Annotated in this window: 12 protein-coding genes; 11 read left to right on the top strand and 1 reads right to left on the bottom strand. The window is 71.8% G+C overall.

Annotated features, from left to right (window positions below):
- Positions 1-24: 24 nt before the first annotated feature.
- Together K318_RS0107540 and K318_RS20195 are read left to right on the top strand one after the other, a co-directional pair.
- Positions 25-1,323, top strand: coding sequence for an acyl-CoA dehydrogenase family protein (locus K318_RS0107540; protein WP_029089040.1), 1,299 nt, complete (start codon positions 25-27; stop codon positions 1,321-1,323).
- 182 nt (positions 1,324-1,505) lie between these two features.
- Positions 1,506-3,332 (top strand): ATP-binding cassette domain-containing protein, encoded by a 1,827-nt coding sequence (locus tag K318_RS20195; protein WP_051297687.1) that lies wholly within the window; start codon positions 1,506-1,508, stop codon positions 3,330-3,332.
- A gap of 114 nt (positions 3,333-3,446) precedes the next feature.
- Here K318_RS20195 and K318_RS0107550 read toward each other — a convergent pair whose 3' ends face one another.
- Complete coding sequence (locus K318_RS0107550) at positions 3,447-4,505, bottom strand: glycosyltransferase (protein WP_029089041.1); 1,059 nt, start codon at positions 4,503-4,505, stop codon at positions 3,447-3,449.
- Positions 4,506-4,978: 473 nt separating this feature from the next.
- Here K318_RS0107550 and K318_RS0107555 point away from each other — a divergent pair, with 473 nt between their 5' ends.
- The 9 genes from K318_RS0107555 (at position 4,979) to K318_RS23610 (ending at position 17,015) form a co-directional block, all read left to right on the top strand.
- Complete coding sequence (locus K318_RS0107555) at positions 4,979-6,193, top strand: hypothetical protein (protein WP_169721452.1); 1,215 nt, start codon at positions 4,979-4,981, stop codon at positions 6,191-6,193.
- 220 nt (positions 6,194-6,413) lie between these two features.
- Entirely contained in the window at positions 6,414-7,319 is a 906-nt protein-coding gene (locus tag K318_RS0107565) for a hypothetical protein (RefSeq protein ID WP_029089043.1), read from the top strand.
- An 88-nt stretch (positions 7,320-7,407) separates the two neighbouring features.
- Entirely contained in the window at positions 7,408-8,607 is a 1,200-nt protein-coding gene (dusB, locus tag K318_RS0107570) for a tRNA dihydrouridine synthase DusB (protein WP_245579826.1), read from the top strand.
- Between the two features lie 10 nt (positions 8,608-8,617).
- Positions 8,618-9,907, top strand: coding sequence for a deoxyguanosinetriphosphate triphosphohydrolase (locus K318_RS0107575; RefSeq protein WP_029089045.1), 1,290 nt, complete (start codon positions 8,618-8,620; stop codon positions 9,905-9,907).
- A 55-nt stretch (positions 9,908-9,962) separates the two neighbouring features.
- The gene (dnaG, locus tag K318_RS0107580) at positions 9,963-11,945 is read left to right on the top strand and encodes a DNA primase (RefSeq protein ID WP_029089046.1); all 1,983 of its coding nucleotides are present in this window, start codon (positions 9,963-9,965) and stop codon (positions 11,943-11,945) included.
- Positions 11,942-13,078, top strand: coding sequence for a helix-turn-helix domain-containing protein (locus K318_RS0107585; RefSeq protein ID WP_029089047.1), 1,137 nt, complete (start codon positions 11,942-11,944; stop codon positions 13,076-13,078). The genes dnaG and K318_RS0107585 overlap by 4 nt, the downstream gene beginning before the upstream one ends.
- A gap of 166 nt (positions 13,079-13,244) precedes the next feature.
- Positions 13,245-14,813, top strand: a complete 1,569-nt coding sequence (locus K318_RS20200) for an AMP-binding protein (RefSeq protein ID WP_051297688.1) — start codon at positions 13,245-13,247, stop codon at positions 14,811-14,813.
- Positions 14,810-16,150 (top strand): short-chain fatty acid transporter, encoded by a 1,341-nt coding sequence (locus K318_RS0107595; RefSeq protein ID WP_029089048.1) that lies wholly within the window; start codon positions 14,810-14,812, stop codon positions 16,148-16,150. Before K318_RS20200 ends, K318_RS0107595 begins: the two co-directional genes overlap by 4 nt.
- A gap of 97 nt (positions 16,151-16,247) precedes the next feature.
- Positions 16,248-17,015: a TetR/AcrR family transcriptional regulator gene (locus K318_RS23610; protein ID WP_029089049.1), complete on the top strand. Its 768-nt coding sequence runs from the start codon at positions 16,248-16,250 to the stop codon at positions 17,013-17,015.
- Positions 17,016-17,044: the final 29 nt, after the last annotated feature.

The following is a 17,044-nucleotide window of genomic DNA, read 5'->3' on the forward strand; positions in this document are numbered from 1 at the left end:
TCCGGCGCAGTAAGGAAGCACCGCATGACCGTCACCGCCTCGCCCGCAGAAGCCGCAGCATCCTCCCGCACCGGGGCCCTGCCGGGGGACTTCGACTCCCTCGCGGCGCTCTTCCGCCCGCTCTTCGCGGACATCGCCGAGGGCGCGCTCGAGCGCGAGCTGCACCGTCGGCTGCCGTTCGCCGAGGTCCGCCGTCTGGACGAGGCCGGCTTCGGCACCCTGCGCGTGCCCGCGGAGCACGGCGGGCCCGGCGCGAGCGTCGAGACCCTCACTCGCCTGCTCGTGGAGCTCGCGGAGGCGGACTCCAACATCGCCCACCTCTACCGCTCGCACCTGGGCTTCGTCGAGTCGCTGCGCTTCCAGCCGGCGGAGATCCAGCGGGCGTGGTATCCGCGGGTGCTCGCGGGCGCGACGGTGGGCAACGCCTCGACGGAGAAGGGCGGGAACGCGCTCGGCCGGCTGAACACGGTGCTCACCCGCACCGGGTCGGGCTGGGTGCTCGAGGGGCAGAAGTTCTACTCGACCGGCACCATCTTCTCGGGGTACACCCGGGTCTCGGCCGCGCTCGACGGGGAGGACGGCCGCTGCTTCGCTGTCGTCGCGACGGATGCCCCCGGCGTCACCGTCGCCGACGACTGGGACGGCTTCGGGCAGAAGCTCACGGGAACCGGCACCACGACCTTCGCGCAGGTGCCGGTGGAGGAGACCGCCGTGCTCGACCGCGTCGTGGGCACGCCCGAGGCGATCCACGAGGCCGCCTTCTTCCAGCACATCCTGCTCACGGTGCTCGCCGGCATCGCACGGGCGGCCCGCCGGGACGCGGCCGCGACGATCGCGGGCCGGGCCCGGACCTTCAGCACCGGCTCCGGCCTGCCCTTCCGCGAGGACCCGCTCATCCAGGAGGCCACGGGCCGGATCGCCGCGAAGGCCTATGCCGCCGAGGCGCTCGTGCTGCAGACCGCCTGCGCGCTCGATGCGGGCATCGCAGCGGCGCGTGCCGCGGGCGCGGATGCCGCGGGCTTCGCCGGTGAGGTGCCCGAAGCCCTGCACTTCTCGGAGATCGCCGTCGAGCACGCACAGGTGACCGTGCCGGAGCTGGCGCTCGGTGCCGCGCAGGACCTCTTCCTCACGGTGGGCGCCTCGGCGACTTCGCGGGGCAGGGGCCTGGACCGTCACTGGCGGAACGCGCAGACGGTCGCCACCCACAACCCCATCGCCTTCCGGGCGCGGGCGCTCGGCGACTACTGGATCAACGGAACCCTGCCCGAGGGCCTCAACGCGATCGGCGACGCCGTGCGCTCCGGGGCGAATGCTCCGAGGTGAACACGGGACGCCAGCTCACCCGTGCGCACGGGCGGTTCCCCGGTCCGCCCGTGCCTGGTACCCTGCTCTTGTCCTGTTCCCTCATGGAAGGCTTCGCCGTGAAGTCACGTCTCGTCCTCGCCTGACCGGCGTTCGAGACCCCGTCTCGGACGCGTCGCATCTCCACGCGGAACGAGACCTCCATGGAACACATTCACGCGCCTTCGCGCATTCACGCGGGCAGCCCCGCGATCACCGCCGCGCACCTCTCCTTCGCCTGGCCCGACGGCTCAGCCGCATCGCGGGCCCACGGCACAGGCGGCGTCATCGACGATCAGACGCTCACCATCCCTGCGGGGCTCATCGGCATGATCGGAGCCAACGGTGCGGGGAAGACCACATTCGCCCGCCTGCTGGCGGGCGAGCTCCAGCCCATCTCCGGCCGGATCGACGCCGGCGGGCCGGTCTGGGTCCTGCCGCAGGACCTGCCGCAGCAGGACCGGACCGTCGCCGAGGTACTCGGCATCTCAGACACCCTCGCAGCGCTGCGCCGCGTGCTCTCGGGAGAGGCGGGCGAGGCGCAGATCGCTGCCGATATGGAGGCCATCGGCGAGGACTGGGACATCGAGGAGCGCGCGCTCGCGGCACTCGCCTCGGTGGGGCTGGCCTCGGCAGGGCTGGCCTCGACGGCGCCGGATCCTGCCTCCGCGGAACAGGCTCCCTCCCTCCTCGACCGCCGCATGTCCTCGCTCTCCGGCGGGCAGGCGATGCGGGCCGGGCTCGCCGGCGCGGTGCTGGCAGGGGCGGCGTGGACGATCCTGGACGAGCCCACGAACAATCTCGACTCCGCGGGGCGGTCCGCCCTCTTCTCCGCGCTGGAGGCGCTGCGCGGGGGAGTGCTCGCGATCTCGCACGACCGCGAGCTGCTGGAGCGCGTCGACGCCGTCGTGGAGCTGCGGCACGGGCGTCTGCGGGTCTTCGGCGGGACTTTCGGCGAGTACGAGGCCGCGCTCGAGGTCGAACAGGCCGCGGCGCGGGCGGACGTGGCACAGGCGAAGTCCGCGCAGCAGCTCGAGCGGCGCCAGCGGATCGAGGCGGAGCAGAAGCTCGCCCGCCGGGAGCGCTACGGAAAGAAGATGGAGGCGAACAAGCGCGAGCCCAAGATCATCATGGGGCTGCGGAAGCGCGAGGCGCAGGTCTCGGCGGCGAAGCTGCGCGGCATGGTCGCGGACCGGGAGGCCGCCGCCGAGGCCGAGCTCGAGACCGCGCGGGAGCGCGTGCGGGAGCAGGTCGACATCCGGCTCTCGCTGCCGGACACGGAGGTGCCCGCCCGCCGCCGCGTGCTCGAGGTCGAGGCCGCCTGCGGCGAGTGTGCGCTCGTGGGACCCGCCCGCGTGCGGCTGGAGGGAGCCAACGGTTCCGGGAAGTCGACGCTGCTGCGGGCGATCGTCGCCGCGAGCGAAGCCGCTGCCGGGGAGCGGGCCCGGGAGGCCGCTTCGGGCGGATCCTGTGCTGATGATCCGATCCGGCTGCTCGAGCGGGCTCCCCGCGCGGACGGCAGGACGTGGACGCTGCGTCCGCGGGTGCCCACGGCGTATCTCAGTCAGAGCGCGGAGCTGCCGGAGGAGGAGACGGCCGAGGCCGCCGTGCGCATCGCCGCTCCCGAGGCCGGCCCGCACGAGGTGAGGGCGATGCTCGCGGCGCTCGAGCTGAGGGGGAGCGCGGCGCAGCGGCGCTGCGGCGACCTCTCCGGCGGCGAGCGTCTGCGGGTGGCGCTGGCCGGGATGCTGCTGCGGCGGCCGGCACCTCAGCTGCTCCTGCTCGACGAGCCCACCAACAGCCTCGACCTCGATTCGGTGCGAGTGCTCGTCTCCGCGCTCGAGGACTTCCGGGGCGCGCTCCTCGTCGTCACCCACGATCCGGCCTTCGCCCGTGATCTCGGGCTCGAGGAGGAATGGGTCATGGAGACGATGCGGGAGGGCGCCGGCGAGACGCGCGCAGGTGCGGACGCCGTGGAGACTGCTGAGTAAGGGGGTGACTGGCAGGCATCCTCATGAGCTGTGCGGTGTCCGGCACCCCGATGCCTCGGCCTGTGGACCTCCCCGGCGGGCTCTGCCCACAGCGCCGAAGGACCGATGTCGCTCTCAGCCGGCCGCGCGTACGAGGGCGTCCGCTCCCGCCCGGGCACCGCCGTACTCGCGGATGCGCTCTCCCAGCGCGTGCGACCGTTCGCGCAGCCCCTCGTCGTGGAGCAGACGGTCGAAGGCGCCATGCAGCCGGCGGGCGGATGCACGGCGGGAGAGGGTGAGGCCGACCCCGGCCTCCTCGACGAGCCGGCCGATCCCGGGCTGGTCGGAGGCGGCGTCCAGCGGGAGCACGAGGACCGGGAGGCCGTGCGCGAGGGCGGCCACCGTCGTCCCGTGCCCGCCGTGGGTGACTGCCGCGGAGACCGCGGGCATGAGCGCCGCGTGGTCCGCCCAGGCGCGGAGTTCGACATTCTGCGGAGCTTTCAGTGCGGTGGGTGCGAGCGACGGTCCGGTCGTCGCAACGGCTCTGATGGGAAGGCCTGCGGCGGCATCGAGGAGATGCTGCCAGGTGCGGGTGAGGCGCGGAAACGGAAAGGTGCTGAGACTCATGAGCAGTGCCGGTTCGGAGGGGTGAGCGGCGACCGCCTGGACCATCGGCCCGATGTGCTCGGCGTCCGAGTCCGCCTGCGGGTCGATCTCTGCGGCAGAGGCGACCACGACGAGCCGGGCGCCCTCGAGCACCGCGCGGACGGGGAGCCCGAGGAGCCGGAGAGCGCCGTCCAGTCTGCGCAGTCTGCCGTGCATGAGGGAGTCCGCCGTCGATTCGAGCAGGGCGTACCGCTGTTTCCGGCGGAGGAGGACTGTCAGCGTCGAAAGCAGGAGGGCGTCGCCGACGACGAGGTCGGCCGGTCGGGCATCGAGTTCGTCGGCGACGTCCCTGGCTGCGTCGCGGTCCCGCATGAGCGCGAGGAGGTTGAGCGGTGAGGCGGTCACCTCGAAGCCGCCGGCGTGCGGGTAGGGGGAGAAGGGAACGCCCCGGGCGGCGAACTGTGATGCCTGAACGGCATGGCCGAGCACCCGGACGCGGTGGCCGCGGCGGCAGAGCTCGTCTGCGAGGACGAGCACGGGCAGGGCCGCACCCCCGCCGTTCCAGGTGAGGAAGAGGAAACTCGCCATGGGGTGACCTTACCGACTGCTCCGCATCGCACAGAGGGATGGCGCAGCGGGCGGCCCCCTGGCGGATCAGAGGCGACCGAAGGGGCGTTGTCGTCATCGTTGTTCTATGATAGACTAGAAACTCGTTCATGTTGGCAAGGGTTCGATGGCGGTGAGGGGCGTCTGGTGGCGTCCCTGGCGCTCGCCGTTCCTCTGAGCTTCCCTGGTGATCTTCACTGGTCCTCGATGGTGAGAGCGGGGTGGGGGCGATGACTGAGGTGGTGCCGATACCGCCTGTCGCCGCTGGTGACATGCGGGAATGTGAGCCGGGAGTTCGCAGTCACGTCACTGATGTGGCCGGGCTGCGAAAGCTGCTCGCCGAGCCCCTTCCTGCGGGTTCCCTCTCCGTCCCCGCCGGGCGGACGCCCGATGAGTGCGTCTCTGTCGACTCCTTCCCTGCGATCGGCGCTGTTGTCGGAGACTCCGGAGGCGCTGTGGCCGGTGCGGCGGAGGCGCTCGAGGAGATCGTGGGAGGGCATCGGGTCGCCGACCGGCTGCGTGCGCTGCAGACGGAGCGCCTGGGCCGGTTCGGTCTGCGGACGATCCTGGCGGAGCATGAGGAAGAGCTCGCGCTCCTCTGGGACTCCGGGAGCGAGGGGAACCCCGCTGACGGCGAGACCATCACGAACGAGCGAGGCCGCGCAGACCGGCGAAGCAGCGCAGGCCGGGAGCGCAACACAGACCAGCAGAACAGCGCAGGCAGCACGGCTTCCAGCGCCGTGCGTGCGATTCCCTTCCTCGACGGTCAGCGGGAGCCAACGCTGAGGGGCATCTTCGCCGCACTTCTGCCGTTCGAGGATCTGACGACCCTCGCGGGCGCCCTGGACTCCTCTGTCCCGTCCGCGCGTTTCGAGACAGCGCGCGCTCTCGTCCTGCTGGTGGGGATGCCGCGCCTGCTGAGCACGGTCGGGTCGGGGATTCTGCCCCATGACCGGATCGACAGGATCCTCCCCAAGACGCATCTGCTGTCCATGCCCCAGCTGCACCTCGTGGACGACTTCATCGCGAGCCTCGATCCTCGGCTCTCACTCGGGCGGTACACCGCCAAGGTCTCGGAATTCATCGCCTCGCTGGACGTCGCTGGCCCCACTCCGGCGCAGGTGAGGAGGAGCCGCGGTGTGCGCCTGTACCGCGGTGACGGTGTGGAGGGCTGCCTCTCGCTGCACGGCCCCCTGCCGGAGCTCGAGGCGTTCTACCAGCGAGGCCGGGCCGTGGGCAGGGCCCTGCTGCGGAATCAGCTGGAGGCGCTGGACGTCCGTGGTCTCCCCGGAGGAGGAGAGCCGGCCTCGGCCGGGGCGGCGCAGTTCGAGCACGTCGATGACCGCAGCCTCCAGCAGATCGTCTTCGACCTGCTGACGGGAGCTGTGCCCCGGACGGAGACCTCGGTGGAGGTCCGTGGCGCCGAAGGTGCGCGCCACACGGTTCGAGTCTCCTGTCCCACCCGCGGCTCGTGGCTGCGGAAGCAGGCGAGCGTGAACGTGACGGTGCCGGTGACCACCCTCATGCGAATGGACGAGAGACCGGGCGTGCTCGGCGGGCACGCCCCGATTCCCGCGGAGACGGCGCGGGAGATCGCCGCGCACGGAACCATCTGGAACCGGAAGCTCACGGACCCCAGCATCGGAGTGGTGCTGGACGAGGCCGGATGAGATCGTCTGGACGCTGCCGCTCGGGGTGCGCTGCTCCACCGTGGCCTCACCCGTCGACAGCGGTGGGGCGCTCACGGAGCTGGTGCGCGCATACGACGCGCGCATCGGTCCCGGTGACGGAGAGCGGGATGGCGGACGGTCCGGTGCCCGAGCGCCGCGTGACCGGGGAGCTGATGACCTGGGACCTTGTGACCGGGAAGCTGATGACCGAGTGCCTGTCGTGGTGACGGCGGAGGAGTCCGCCCGGATCGCGGAGGAGGTCATGGACGCCCTCGTCGCGGACTGTGCGGAGGAGGAGGCGCGGTGGGAGACGATGCGAGCCCAGCGCGCCCGGCTGGAACAGCAGCGGCACCGTGAGGCAGAGGCGCGGGAGCAGGCGGTGCGCGAGCGTGAGGAGTCCTTCGCGCAGAGACTTCGCGAGCTCGCGGAGATGCGGCGGCGCGTGAGCCGGGAGGAGGAGCGGCTGCACGTGCGGATCGGCGAGCTGAAGCGGGAACTGGCGATCCGGAGGCACTTCGCGGAGGAGATCGGCCCTCGGGAGGCCCGGGTGCGCCGGATCGAGGACGCCTGGTGGGGGCTCATCGACCGGACGGCCGACAGGCCGCGAGGGCAGGCGGTCCAGGCGGACCGGCTCCCGGAACGGGCGGAGCAGCTCTCGGAACGGGCAATGGCGGGAGAGATTCCTCATGCAGCAGAGGTTCCTGTGGCACCAGGGCCGCCGGAGGAGCACTGCGCGCGCATGCAGGCCCTCATCGACGCGCACGCCGAGGACGAGGAGTTCGCCCGCTTCCTCGTGCGGAAGGGCGCGCTCACTGCGGAGGAGCTCGAGGAGCGCGCCCTCGAGGAGGCGGTGCACGACGAGACCGTCAGGCAGATGGACCTCGTTCGAGAGGAGCAGATGCGCATGGAGTGCGAGGCGCGGCGCTTCAAGCGGGACGCTCATCGGGAGATGCTCCGGCTGTGGAAGGAGGCCTATGCGCAGGAGACGCGGCGCGAGGCCCGGAAGCGCGCCCGCGCCGATGCGGGGGCAACCGCTGCAGAGGCAACCGCTGCGGAGGCCGCGGTCTGCCGCTGCAGGACTGCCGAGAACACCCGCCCCGCTGCGCATTTGACCGCTCCGCGATAATGGTTCGGTGACTGCTGTGACTTCCGCCCCCGCCCTCGCCGCGCAGACCTCCGCGGCTCCGGATGCCGTGCCCCCCGGCCCCCCGGCGGTGTCTGCTCCCGCCGCTCCGCACGCCGGGAGGGCTCCGCACGCCGGGAGGGCCCTGCGCATCGGGAACCTCGAGCTGAGCTCTCCCGTGGTGCTCGCGCCGATGGCGGGCATCACGAACACGGCCTTCCGTCGGCTGTGCCGCGAGTACGGCGGCGGCCTCTACGTCACGGAGATGGTGACGACGCGGGCCCTCGTGGAGCGCAACGAGAAGACGATGCGCATCATCCACCACGAACCGTACGAGACTCCGCGCTCCGTGCAGCTCTACGGCGTCGATCCCGTCACCGTGGGGCAGTCGGTGCGGCTCCTGGTCGAGGAGGACCGCGCCGACCACATCGACCTCAACTTCGGCTGTCCGGTGCCCAAGGTGACCCGCAAGGGGGGCGGCTCCGCACTGCCGTGGAAGACGGACCTCTTCGCAGCCATCGTCGAGACCGCGGTGCGCGAGGCCGACCGCGGCGGCATCCCCCTCACCGTCAAGATGCGCAAGGGCATCGACGATGACCACCTCACCTTCGAGGGGGCGGCGCGCACCGCCGTCTCCGCAGGCGTCTCCGCGATCACGCTCCACGGCCGCACCTGCGCGCAGCTCTACTCCGGCACCGCGGACTGGACCGCGATCGCGCGGATGAAGGAGATCGTCCACGGCATGGTCGGCGACGAGATCCCGGTCCTGGGCAACGGCGACATCTTCGCCGCCGAGGATGCGCTCGCGATGATGGAGCGCACCGGCTGCGACGGCGTCGTCATCGGACGCGGCTGCCAGGGCCGCCCGTGGCTCTTCGGCGACCTCGAGAACGCACTGGCGGGCAACCTGCTCCGCAACCAGCCGGACCTCGGCGGGGTCGCAGACGCGGTGAGGAGGCACGGCGAGTACCTCGCCGAGCACTACGAGGACGAGTTCATGGGCGTGCGCGATCTGCGCAAGCACATCGCCTGGTACTTCAAGGGCTACCCCGTGGGCGGGGACCTGCGCAGCCGCCTGGCCAAGGTCTCCTCCCTGTCCGAGCTCGACGCGCTGCTGTCCGAGCTCGACCGCAGCCAGCCCTATCCGGGCGAGGCGGCGGAGGGCACGCGCGGCCGCACCACCCGTCCCAAGCGCCCCCACCTGCCCGAGGGCTGGCTCGATTCGCGCGTCATGGACGCCGCCTGGCACGAGGAGCTCGCCGAGGCCGAGCTCGACGTCTCGGGCGGCTGAGGTGGCTACGATGTCAGCCGGGTATCTCCCCACCCCGGTCTACGAGTACTCCGAGCACGACAGGGGCCGCTGGGTCGCCGAGGCCCCCAAGAACCCCAGGCGGACGGCCTTCCAGCGCGATCGCGCCCGGGTCCTCCACTCCTCGGGCCTGCGCCGGCTGGGGGCGAAGACCCAGGTGGTCTCGCCCGGCAGCGACGACTTCGTGCGCACCCGGCTGACCCACTCGCTCGAGGTGGCGCAGGTGGGGCGCGAGCTCGCCCGCTACCTCGGCTGCGATCCCGAGATCGTCGACACCGCCTGCCTCAGCCACGACCTCGGGCATCCTCCCTTCGGGCACCACGGGGAGATCGTGCTCGACGAGATCGCGAGCGGGATCGGCGGGTTCGAGGGCAATGCGCAGACCCTGCGCCTGCTCACGCGCCTCGAGCCCAAGGTGTTCACGGAGGAGGGCGGGCCCGCCGGCCTCAACCTCACGCGTGCGAGCCTCGACGCCTGCACCAAGTACCCCTGGCCCCGCGCGGACGCACCGGCCGGCCGGGAGGGCGCCCCGGTGCGGAAGTTCGGCGTCTACGACGACGATGCGCGGGTCTTCGAGTTCTACCGCGAGGGCCGCGAGCTCGGCCGCCGGTGCCTCGAGGCGCAGCTGATGGACCTCGCCGACGACATCTCGTATTCCGTCCACGACGTCGAGGACGCGATCGTCGCAGGGCACCTCCAGCTCGCGGACTTCCGCGCGGAGGAGGCGGTCGCGGGGCTCATCGACATCACCCGAGCCTGGTACCTGCCTGAGGCCTCCGACGAGGTGATCGTGTCCGCGCTGGAACGGCTGCGCAAGGCCTCCTACTGGCCCCGGGACCGCTTCACCGGCACCCGGCGGGACCAGGCCGCGCTCAAGCACATGACGAGCCAGCTCATCGGGCGCTTCACCGCCGCGGCCGAGGCCGCCACGCGCGAGGAGTACGGCTGGGGGCCGCTGGGGAGGTACGCGGGCAGCCTCGTGGTGCCGGAGGCCTCGGCGCACGAGATCGCAGTGCTCAAGGGGATGGCGACGGTGACCGTCATGGTCGCCGAGGACCGCCTGCGGCTGCAGGAGATCCAGGCGGACGTGCTGCGCACCGTCGCGGAGTTCTTCGGGGAGCACCCGCACGCGATGGACCCCATGTTCGCGGCCGACCACGCGGAGGCGGACGACGACGCCGGGCGGCTGCGGGCCGTCATCGACCAGCTCGCCTCGCTGACCGATCACTCCGCGTGGACCCACTACCACCGCATCAGGGCAGCCGGGACGGACCTGTTCTGAGGCCCGCCGGCGCGGGCGCGCCAGCACGCGGAGCACGAGGAGGACGAAGCCGAGAATGGCCGGACTGATCAGGCGGGAGGACATCGACGAGGTCCGCTCGCGCACACGGCTCGACGAGGTCGTGGGCGAGTACGTCACGCTCCGCGGCGCCGGCGTGGGCTCGATGAAGGGCCTGTGCCCCTTCCACGACGAGAAGTCGCCGTCCTTCCACGTGCGGCCCCAGGTGGGCATGTACCACTGCTTCGGCTGCGGCGAGAGCGGGGACGTCTTCACCTTCCTGCAGAAGCTCGACGGCCTCACCTTCGTCGAGACCGTCGAGCGGCTCGCGGAGCGCGCCGGGGTCCAGCTCACCTACGAGGAGGGCGGGACCGGCCCGGACCGCGAGGAGGTGGGCCGGCGCCAGCGGCTCATCGAGGCGCATCAGGTCGCCGAGGAGTTCTTCCGCACCCAGCTCGGCTCGCCGGAGGCCGCACAGGCCCGGGAGTACCTGCACGGGCGCGGCTTCGACGAGCCCGCGCTCGCGCACTTCGGCGTCGGCTATGCCCCGCGGGGCTGGGACAACCTGCTGAAGACCCTGCGCGGGCGGGGGTTCACGACGGAGGAGCTCATCGCCTCCGGAATGGTCTCGGAGGGCCAGCGCGGGGTCTACGACCGGTTCCGCGGCCGGATCGTCTGGCCCATCCGCGATGTGACGGGACGGACCATCGGCTTCGGGGCGCGCAAGCTGTACGAGGACGACCAGGGCCCCAAGTACCTCAACACCCCGGAGACCGCGCTCTACCACAAGGCGCAGGTGCTCTACGGCCTCGACCTGGCCAAGCGGGCGATCTCGAAGACCAGGCGCGTGGTCATCGTCGAGGGGTACACGGATGTCATGGCCGCGCACCTCGCGGGGGTGGAGCAGGCGGTCGCGACGTGCGGCACGGCCTTCGGCGAGGAGCACGTGAAGATCGTGCGCCGTCTGCTGGGCGATGATGCCGCCGGCACGGGCGAGGTCGTCTTCACCTTCGACGGCGACGAGGCGGGGCAGAAGGCCGCGCTGCGCGCCTTCGAGCTCAACGAGCAGTTCCTCTCGCAGACATTCGTCGCGGTCGAGCGCGAGGGGCGCGATCCCTCGGACCTGCGGATGGCCGCGGGCGACGCCGCGGTGCGCGAGCTCATCGACTCCCGCCGGCCGCTCTTCGAGTTCGCGCTCACGTCTGCGATCGACCGGTTCGACCTGTCCACGGTGGAGGGGCGCGTGGGCGCAGTGCGGGCGGCCGCGCCGGTCCTGGCCGAGATCCGCGATGCGGCGATCCGGCCGCAGTACGAGCGCTTCGTGGCCGGACGCGCGGGCATGGACATCTACGAGGTGTCCGAGGCGGTGCGCCGGTCACGCAGCCGGCGACCGCGGGGCGGTCAGCGACAGGGCCGCGGCCAGCAGCAGGGTCAGAGCCGGGGACCGGACCAGCGCCGGCAGCACGGCCAGCAGCGGCCCAATCCCTATCAGGAGCAGACGGCGGGCCGGATCGAGGCCTATGCGGAGGAGCTGGGGGGAGAGGCCGCCGCGGTGCCGGAGTACGATCCGGCCGCGGTGCGGATCGAGCGCGGCGCCCTCCAGGTCGCCCTGCAGCAGCCCCAGTTCGTGAACGCCACGCTCTTCGACGGCCTCAACGGGGAGGTGTTCACGCACCCGGACCTGCGCCGGGTGCATGCGCACATGCGCGCGGCCGGCGGCGTGCGGACGGGCCTGGCGGATCCCGGCGCCTGGCCGGAGAAGGTCATGGCCGCGGCCGCGAGCGCGGGCGAGGACCGGGTCCGCTCGCTCATCGGCGGGCTGGCGGTGGAGCCGCTGCCGGCCGCCGACGCCGGCGAGGTGGAGCGCTATTCGCGGGCGATCATCGCACGTCTCTTCGACGCCGACATGGCGCGGATCGCCTCCGAGCTGCACTCGCGCCTCCAGCGTTCCGATCCTGCTGATTTGGAGACGAGCTCTGCGCTGCTCAACCAGCTGCAGATCCTCGAACAGCAGCGCGCGCGGCTGCGGCAGCTGATGTGAGCGCGTCCCGGGGCGGGGCGGCCGACCGTCTGCGTGCCGCCGTCCTCGCGCGCGAGGCGGAGATCCTGGAGCGCTGCCAGGCGTTCCTCTCCGCCCACCTGCCCAGCTACGCGGGGACCGCGGAGGCGGACATCGCGGTCTCGCTGCGGCAGAACATCGAGATGTGCCTCGCGGCCGCCGACAGCGCCTCCACGCCGGCGGTCCCGGTGCTGCGGCGGTACTCGCGCATCGCGGAGGGGCGCATGGCCCGGGGCATCCCCGTCGAGGACGTGATGCGCAGCTACCGGTTCGCGATGTCCGAGATCGCCGATGTCCTGGTGGAGGCGCTGCCGGGCGCTGCGGCACACGGCACGGTGCCGTCGCCGCTGGAGCTGTACCGCCGCATCTGGGCGGTGAGCGACACCTACACCGGACTCCTCGTGCACCGCTACAGGCAGAGCCGGGCGCAGCAGGAGCGGGTCCACCGGGAAGCCTGCCACGCCGCGCTGCTCGCCCTCCGCCAGGGCGAGACCGGGAGCGCGGCTGCGCTGCTTCCGCGGGACTCCGCGGCGCTGTGCGGCTTCTGCGTCCGCAGAGCGCACGGCACACCGGCCGGTGACGTCCACGAGGTTCTCCTCGCCGTCGAGGACAGACTCGGGGCACGGGGGATCGCGGCGGTCTCCGGAGACCGCGTGCTCGGGGTGAGCACGGCGCCGATGGGACGCATCCCGGGAGAGATCGTGACGACGGGGCCGTGGGGCCAGCTCGAGGACATGCCGATGTCGCTCGTGGCGGCCGAGAGCCTCGCCGTCACGAGCCTCGCGCGCCCGGGCGAGGTGCTCACCCCCGAGCGCGCTTCGTGGCGCGGCGGGCTCGCCGGTGAGCCCTGGCTGCGCAGGCAGCTCGAGGACGAGTTCGTGATGCCGCTCGCGCATGCGCGCGGGGGAGCGGCCGCACTCCTCGACACCGTCAGGGCCGTCCAGGGGGCCGGCGGCGACGTGACCGCCGCGGCGCACGAGCTCAGCTGCCACCGGAACACGGTGCGCTACCGCCTGCGCCGCTTCGAGGAGCTCACGGACGCGGTGCTCACCGAGGTCGAGACGCAGGTGCGCCTGGCCGTGCTCTTCGAGCTCCGCGACCGCGGTGAGGGCTGAGCGGGCAGCCTCTCGACTCAGGACGCGCGCGGACCTTGTGCGGGTGCACAGACTCGCACGTCGAACTCTGCCGCTGCAGACATGGAACTGTCGTCCTGCACTGGGCATACTCGTTTCCACGCGTCACGGGAGGTGATGCTGCAACGGAGCAGACAGGAGCGAGTGCATGCGCATCTTCGACCGCTTTCTCAGGGCCGCGGCAGCGGATCCGGACCGCCCGGCGGTCATGGCCACGGACACAGATGCCGAGGGCCTGAGCTTCGCGGAGCTCGCTGAGATCGGCCGGAGCGCTGCCGCGGGTCTGGCCGCCCGCGGGCTCGGGCCCGGGCAGACCGTGAGCGTGTGTGCGCCCAACCGGGGGAGGGCGGTCGAGGCCGTGCTCGCGGTCTGGGGCGCGGGCGGCGTGTGGAACCCCCTGAGCACCCGCAGCCCCCTCGACGTGAGCCTCGACCTCATGCGAAGGGCCGAGACCGCGCTGGTGCTCGTCTCCCGCGAGCACCACGATGCGGTGGGCCGGATGCGGGAGGCGATGCCGGGTGCCCAGATCGTCTCACTCGACGAGCGGGGACCGTGCGATGTCTCCTGGGACGAGCTGCGCATCGGCGGCGCGGAGGCCCCGGAGCTGCCCGGGGACCCCTTCGGCAGCGCAGATGCCGCGGTGGTGCGCATCGGCACGGGAGGCACCACGGGACGGTCGAAGATCGTGGAGTGGACGACCCGGGTGTGGGAGTCCCTGCAGGCCTCGGCGGAGATCCACCTGCCGCAGAGCGAGGGCGCACGCATGCTGATCGCCGCTCCCTTCACGCACGCCGCGGGCGTCATGGGACTCGTGAGCCTGTTCCGCGGCGGGACGCTGCACCTCATGGACGGCTTCGATGCCGGAGCAGTCCTCGATGTGATCGCTCGCGGCGAAGCCACCCACCTCTTCCTCCCTCCCACGGCCTTCTACGACCTCGTCGAGGAGCAGCGCAGACGGCCCCGGGACGTCTCCGGGCTGGAGGAGCTGCTGCTGGCCGCCGCCCCCATCGCCCCGCAGCGTCTGGCGGACGGGGCCCGTCTGCTCGGCTGGAAGGTCGCGCAGTCCTTCGGCCAGGCCGAGGCGCCCATGCTCGTGTCCTATCTCTCCGCCGCGCAGGTGCGAGAGGCGGCCGAGGACGGCGATCCGGCGGCGCTGTCCTCCTGCGGACGGCCCACGGCGCTGAGCGAGGTCTCCATCCGCGATGCGCACGGCGCTGTGGCGACCGGGGCCTCGGGCGAGATCTGCGTCCGCGGCTCGCTCGTCGCCGACGGATACTTCCGCGATCCCGCACGGACCGCAGAGGCGCACGCGGACGGCTGGCTCCGCACGGGTGATGTCGGATTCCTCGACCCGGACGGCTTCCTGCACATCCGCGACCGGCTGAAGGACATGATCATCACCGGGGGCTTCAACGTCTATGCCGCGGAGGTCGAGGCCGTGCTGCTCACCCAGCCCGGGGTCGGGGGCGCGGCGGTCGTGGGGCTCTCGGATGAGCGCTGGGGCGAACGGGTGACGGCATTCGTCGTCCCGGCCGATGCCCGGCGACGCCCTTCCGCGGAGGAGCTCATCGCCGCGGTGAGGGAGCGTCTCGGCCCCGTGCACGCGCCCAAGGAGATCCGCTTTCTCACGAGCCTGCCGGCCACCCCGGTGGGAAAGATCGACAAGGTCCGGCTGCGTGAGGACGCACGGCCGGGCGCGGAAGGACGCATCCGATGAAGACCCTCGCCCGCTCCCTCAACATCGCAGTCGAGCGCTGGCTGCCGAGCTCGTTCCTGTTCGCCATCGTGCTGACGCTGCTCACGGCGCTGCTCGGCATCACGGCGGGAGGCGCGAGCCCCCTGGACATGGCCGGCCACTGGTACTCGGGCTTCTGGGACTTCCTCGAGTTCGGCATGCAGATGACCCTCATCATCGTGACCGGGTATGCGCTCGCGAAGGCCCCCCTCGTCGCCCGCCTGCTGCGCGCGCTCGCCTCCCGCCCGCGGACCCAGCGCTCGGCGCTCTCCGTCGTGATGCTGTCCTCCGCCGCGGCGGGGATCATCAGCTGGGGCCTCGGCTTCGTGTTCGGCACCCTGCTGGCGATCGAGGTCGCCCGGGCCTGCCGGAAGGCGGACTTCCGGCTGCTCATCGCCGCCTCCTACACCGCCGTCATCGCCACCCAGCCCATGAGCATCACCCTCACCGCGCCCCTGCTCGTGAACACGCCGGGCAATCCCTTCGAGGAGCAGATCGGGCTCATCCCCGTCACGGAGACGATCTTCAGCCCCACCATGATCGCGGTCTCGCTCCTGGGCTTCGCAGGCGTCTACTGCGCCTACCTCCTCATGGCCCCGGCCGCGGACGATGTCGTCCCCTTCGCCGGGCAGGAGCGGCAGGAGGAGCGGCAGGTGCCCGCCGGTGCGGCATCCGCCCCCCGCACGCCGGCCGAGCGCATCAACGACTCGCGGATCCTCGGCGGGCTCATCGTCCTCCTGGGGCTCACGGCCCTCGGCCTGTACGTCGCGGAGAACGGGGTCAACCTCGAGCTCAACATCATGAACCTCACCTTCCTCGTGCTCGGCCTCGCCCTGCACGGCAGCCCCGAGCGGTACATGCGGACCATCGGGGAGGGGATCTCCGCCGCCGCCGGGATCGTCGTCCAGTTCCCCTTCTACGCGGGCATCATCGGGATGATGGGCGGCGCGGGCCTCATCGTGCTGATCGGCGGCTGGTTCGCCTCCGCCTCGACGGAGGCGACCTTCCCCGTGCTCACCCTGGTCTCCGCCATGATCGTCAACATCTTCGTGCCCTCGGCCGGAGGACAGTGGCTCGTGCAGGGGCCGGTCATGCTCGAGGCGAGCCGGGACATGGCGGTGCCCGCCGCGACGGTGGTCAACGCCGTCTCGGTGGGGGACATGGTCACCAACCTCCTTCAGCCCTTCTTCGTGCTGCCGGCGCTGGGGCTGTCCGGACTCGCGCTCAAGGACATCTGGGGCTACTGCATGACGGCGATGACGATCCTCATCGTCGTCTCGTGCACGGTCTTCCTCGTCTTCCCCCTCCTGGGGTGGTGATCCCGCGGGAGCCGGATCGCCCCCGAACATGTGAGTCTGCACTCACTGCATGTTCTGCACTTGATGCAAACATTGCAGTGAGTGCAGAATTGTCTGCGTGAGTGAAGAGCAGGGAGGCGACGGGAACGCGCCGCAGGACAGCACCGAGAGCACGCCCTCCGGGCAGGGCGGCGAGACCCTGCGCGACAGGAAGGCCCGTCTCACCCGCGAGGCCATCCATACCGCTGCGGTGCGCCTCGCCTACACGAAGGGGCTGGAGGAGGCGACCATCGCGCAGATCTCCGCCGAGGCGGGGATCTCGCAGCGCACGTTCTTCAACTACTTCGCGAGCAAGGAGGACGCGATCATCGGCACCGCCGTCAACGGGCCGGATCCCCGCGTGGTCGACGAGGCCGTCGCGGCCGCAGACTTCTCCCGCGACGTGTTCTCCGAGACCGCCGCCGTCATCCGCGAGATTATGTCCCATTCGCTCGGCGACGACGAGACGCGGGAGATGCGCCGCGTGCTGTTCATGCAGAACCCCTTGCTCGTGCAGCGCAAGTCCGACACCAGCAGCAGGCTCGCCTCGCTGCTCATCGACGTCCTCGCGGACCGGCTGGCCGACCGCATCGCGGCTCTCGACCTCCCCGCGGGCTTCAGCACGCGCGATGCGGCCCGGATGATCGTCCTCATCTCCTTCGCGCCGCTGCGCAACACCTACGCGATGGTGGCCGAGCAGAACCGCCTTGCGCAGGTGCATGAGCAGGGCCCGGACGCGCCGCGGGAGACGCTCCCGCCCCCGGACACCACGCCCGAGGCCTCGTTCGAGCGCTTCACCCATTCGCTCCACCTGTTCCGCTCGATCCTGGAAGGCCTCCGGTCGTGAGAAGACACCCCACCGCACACACAGAGACG

This window comes from Brevibacterium album DSM 18261 (assembly GCF_000426445.1).
GTDB lineage: Bacteria > Actinomycetota > Actinomycetes > Actinomycetales > Brevibacteriaceae > Brevibacterium > Brevibacterium album.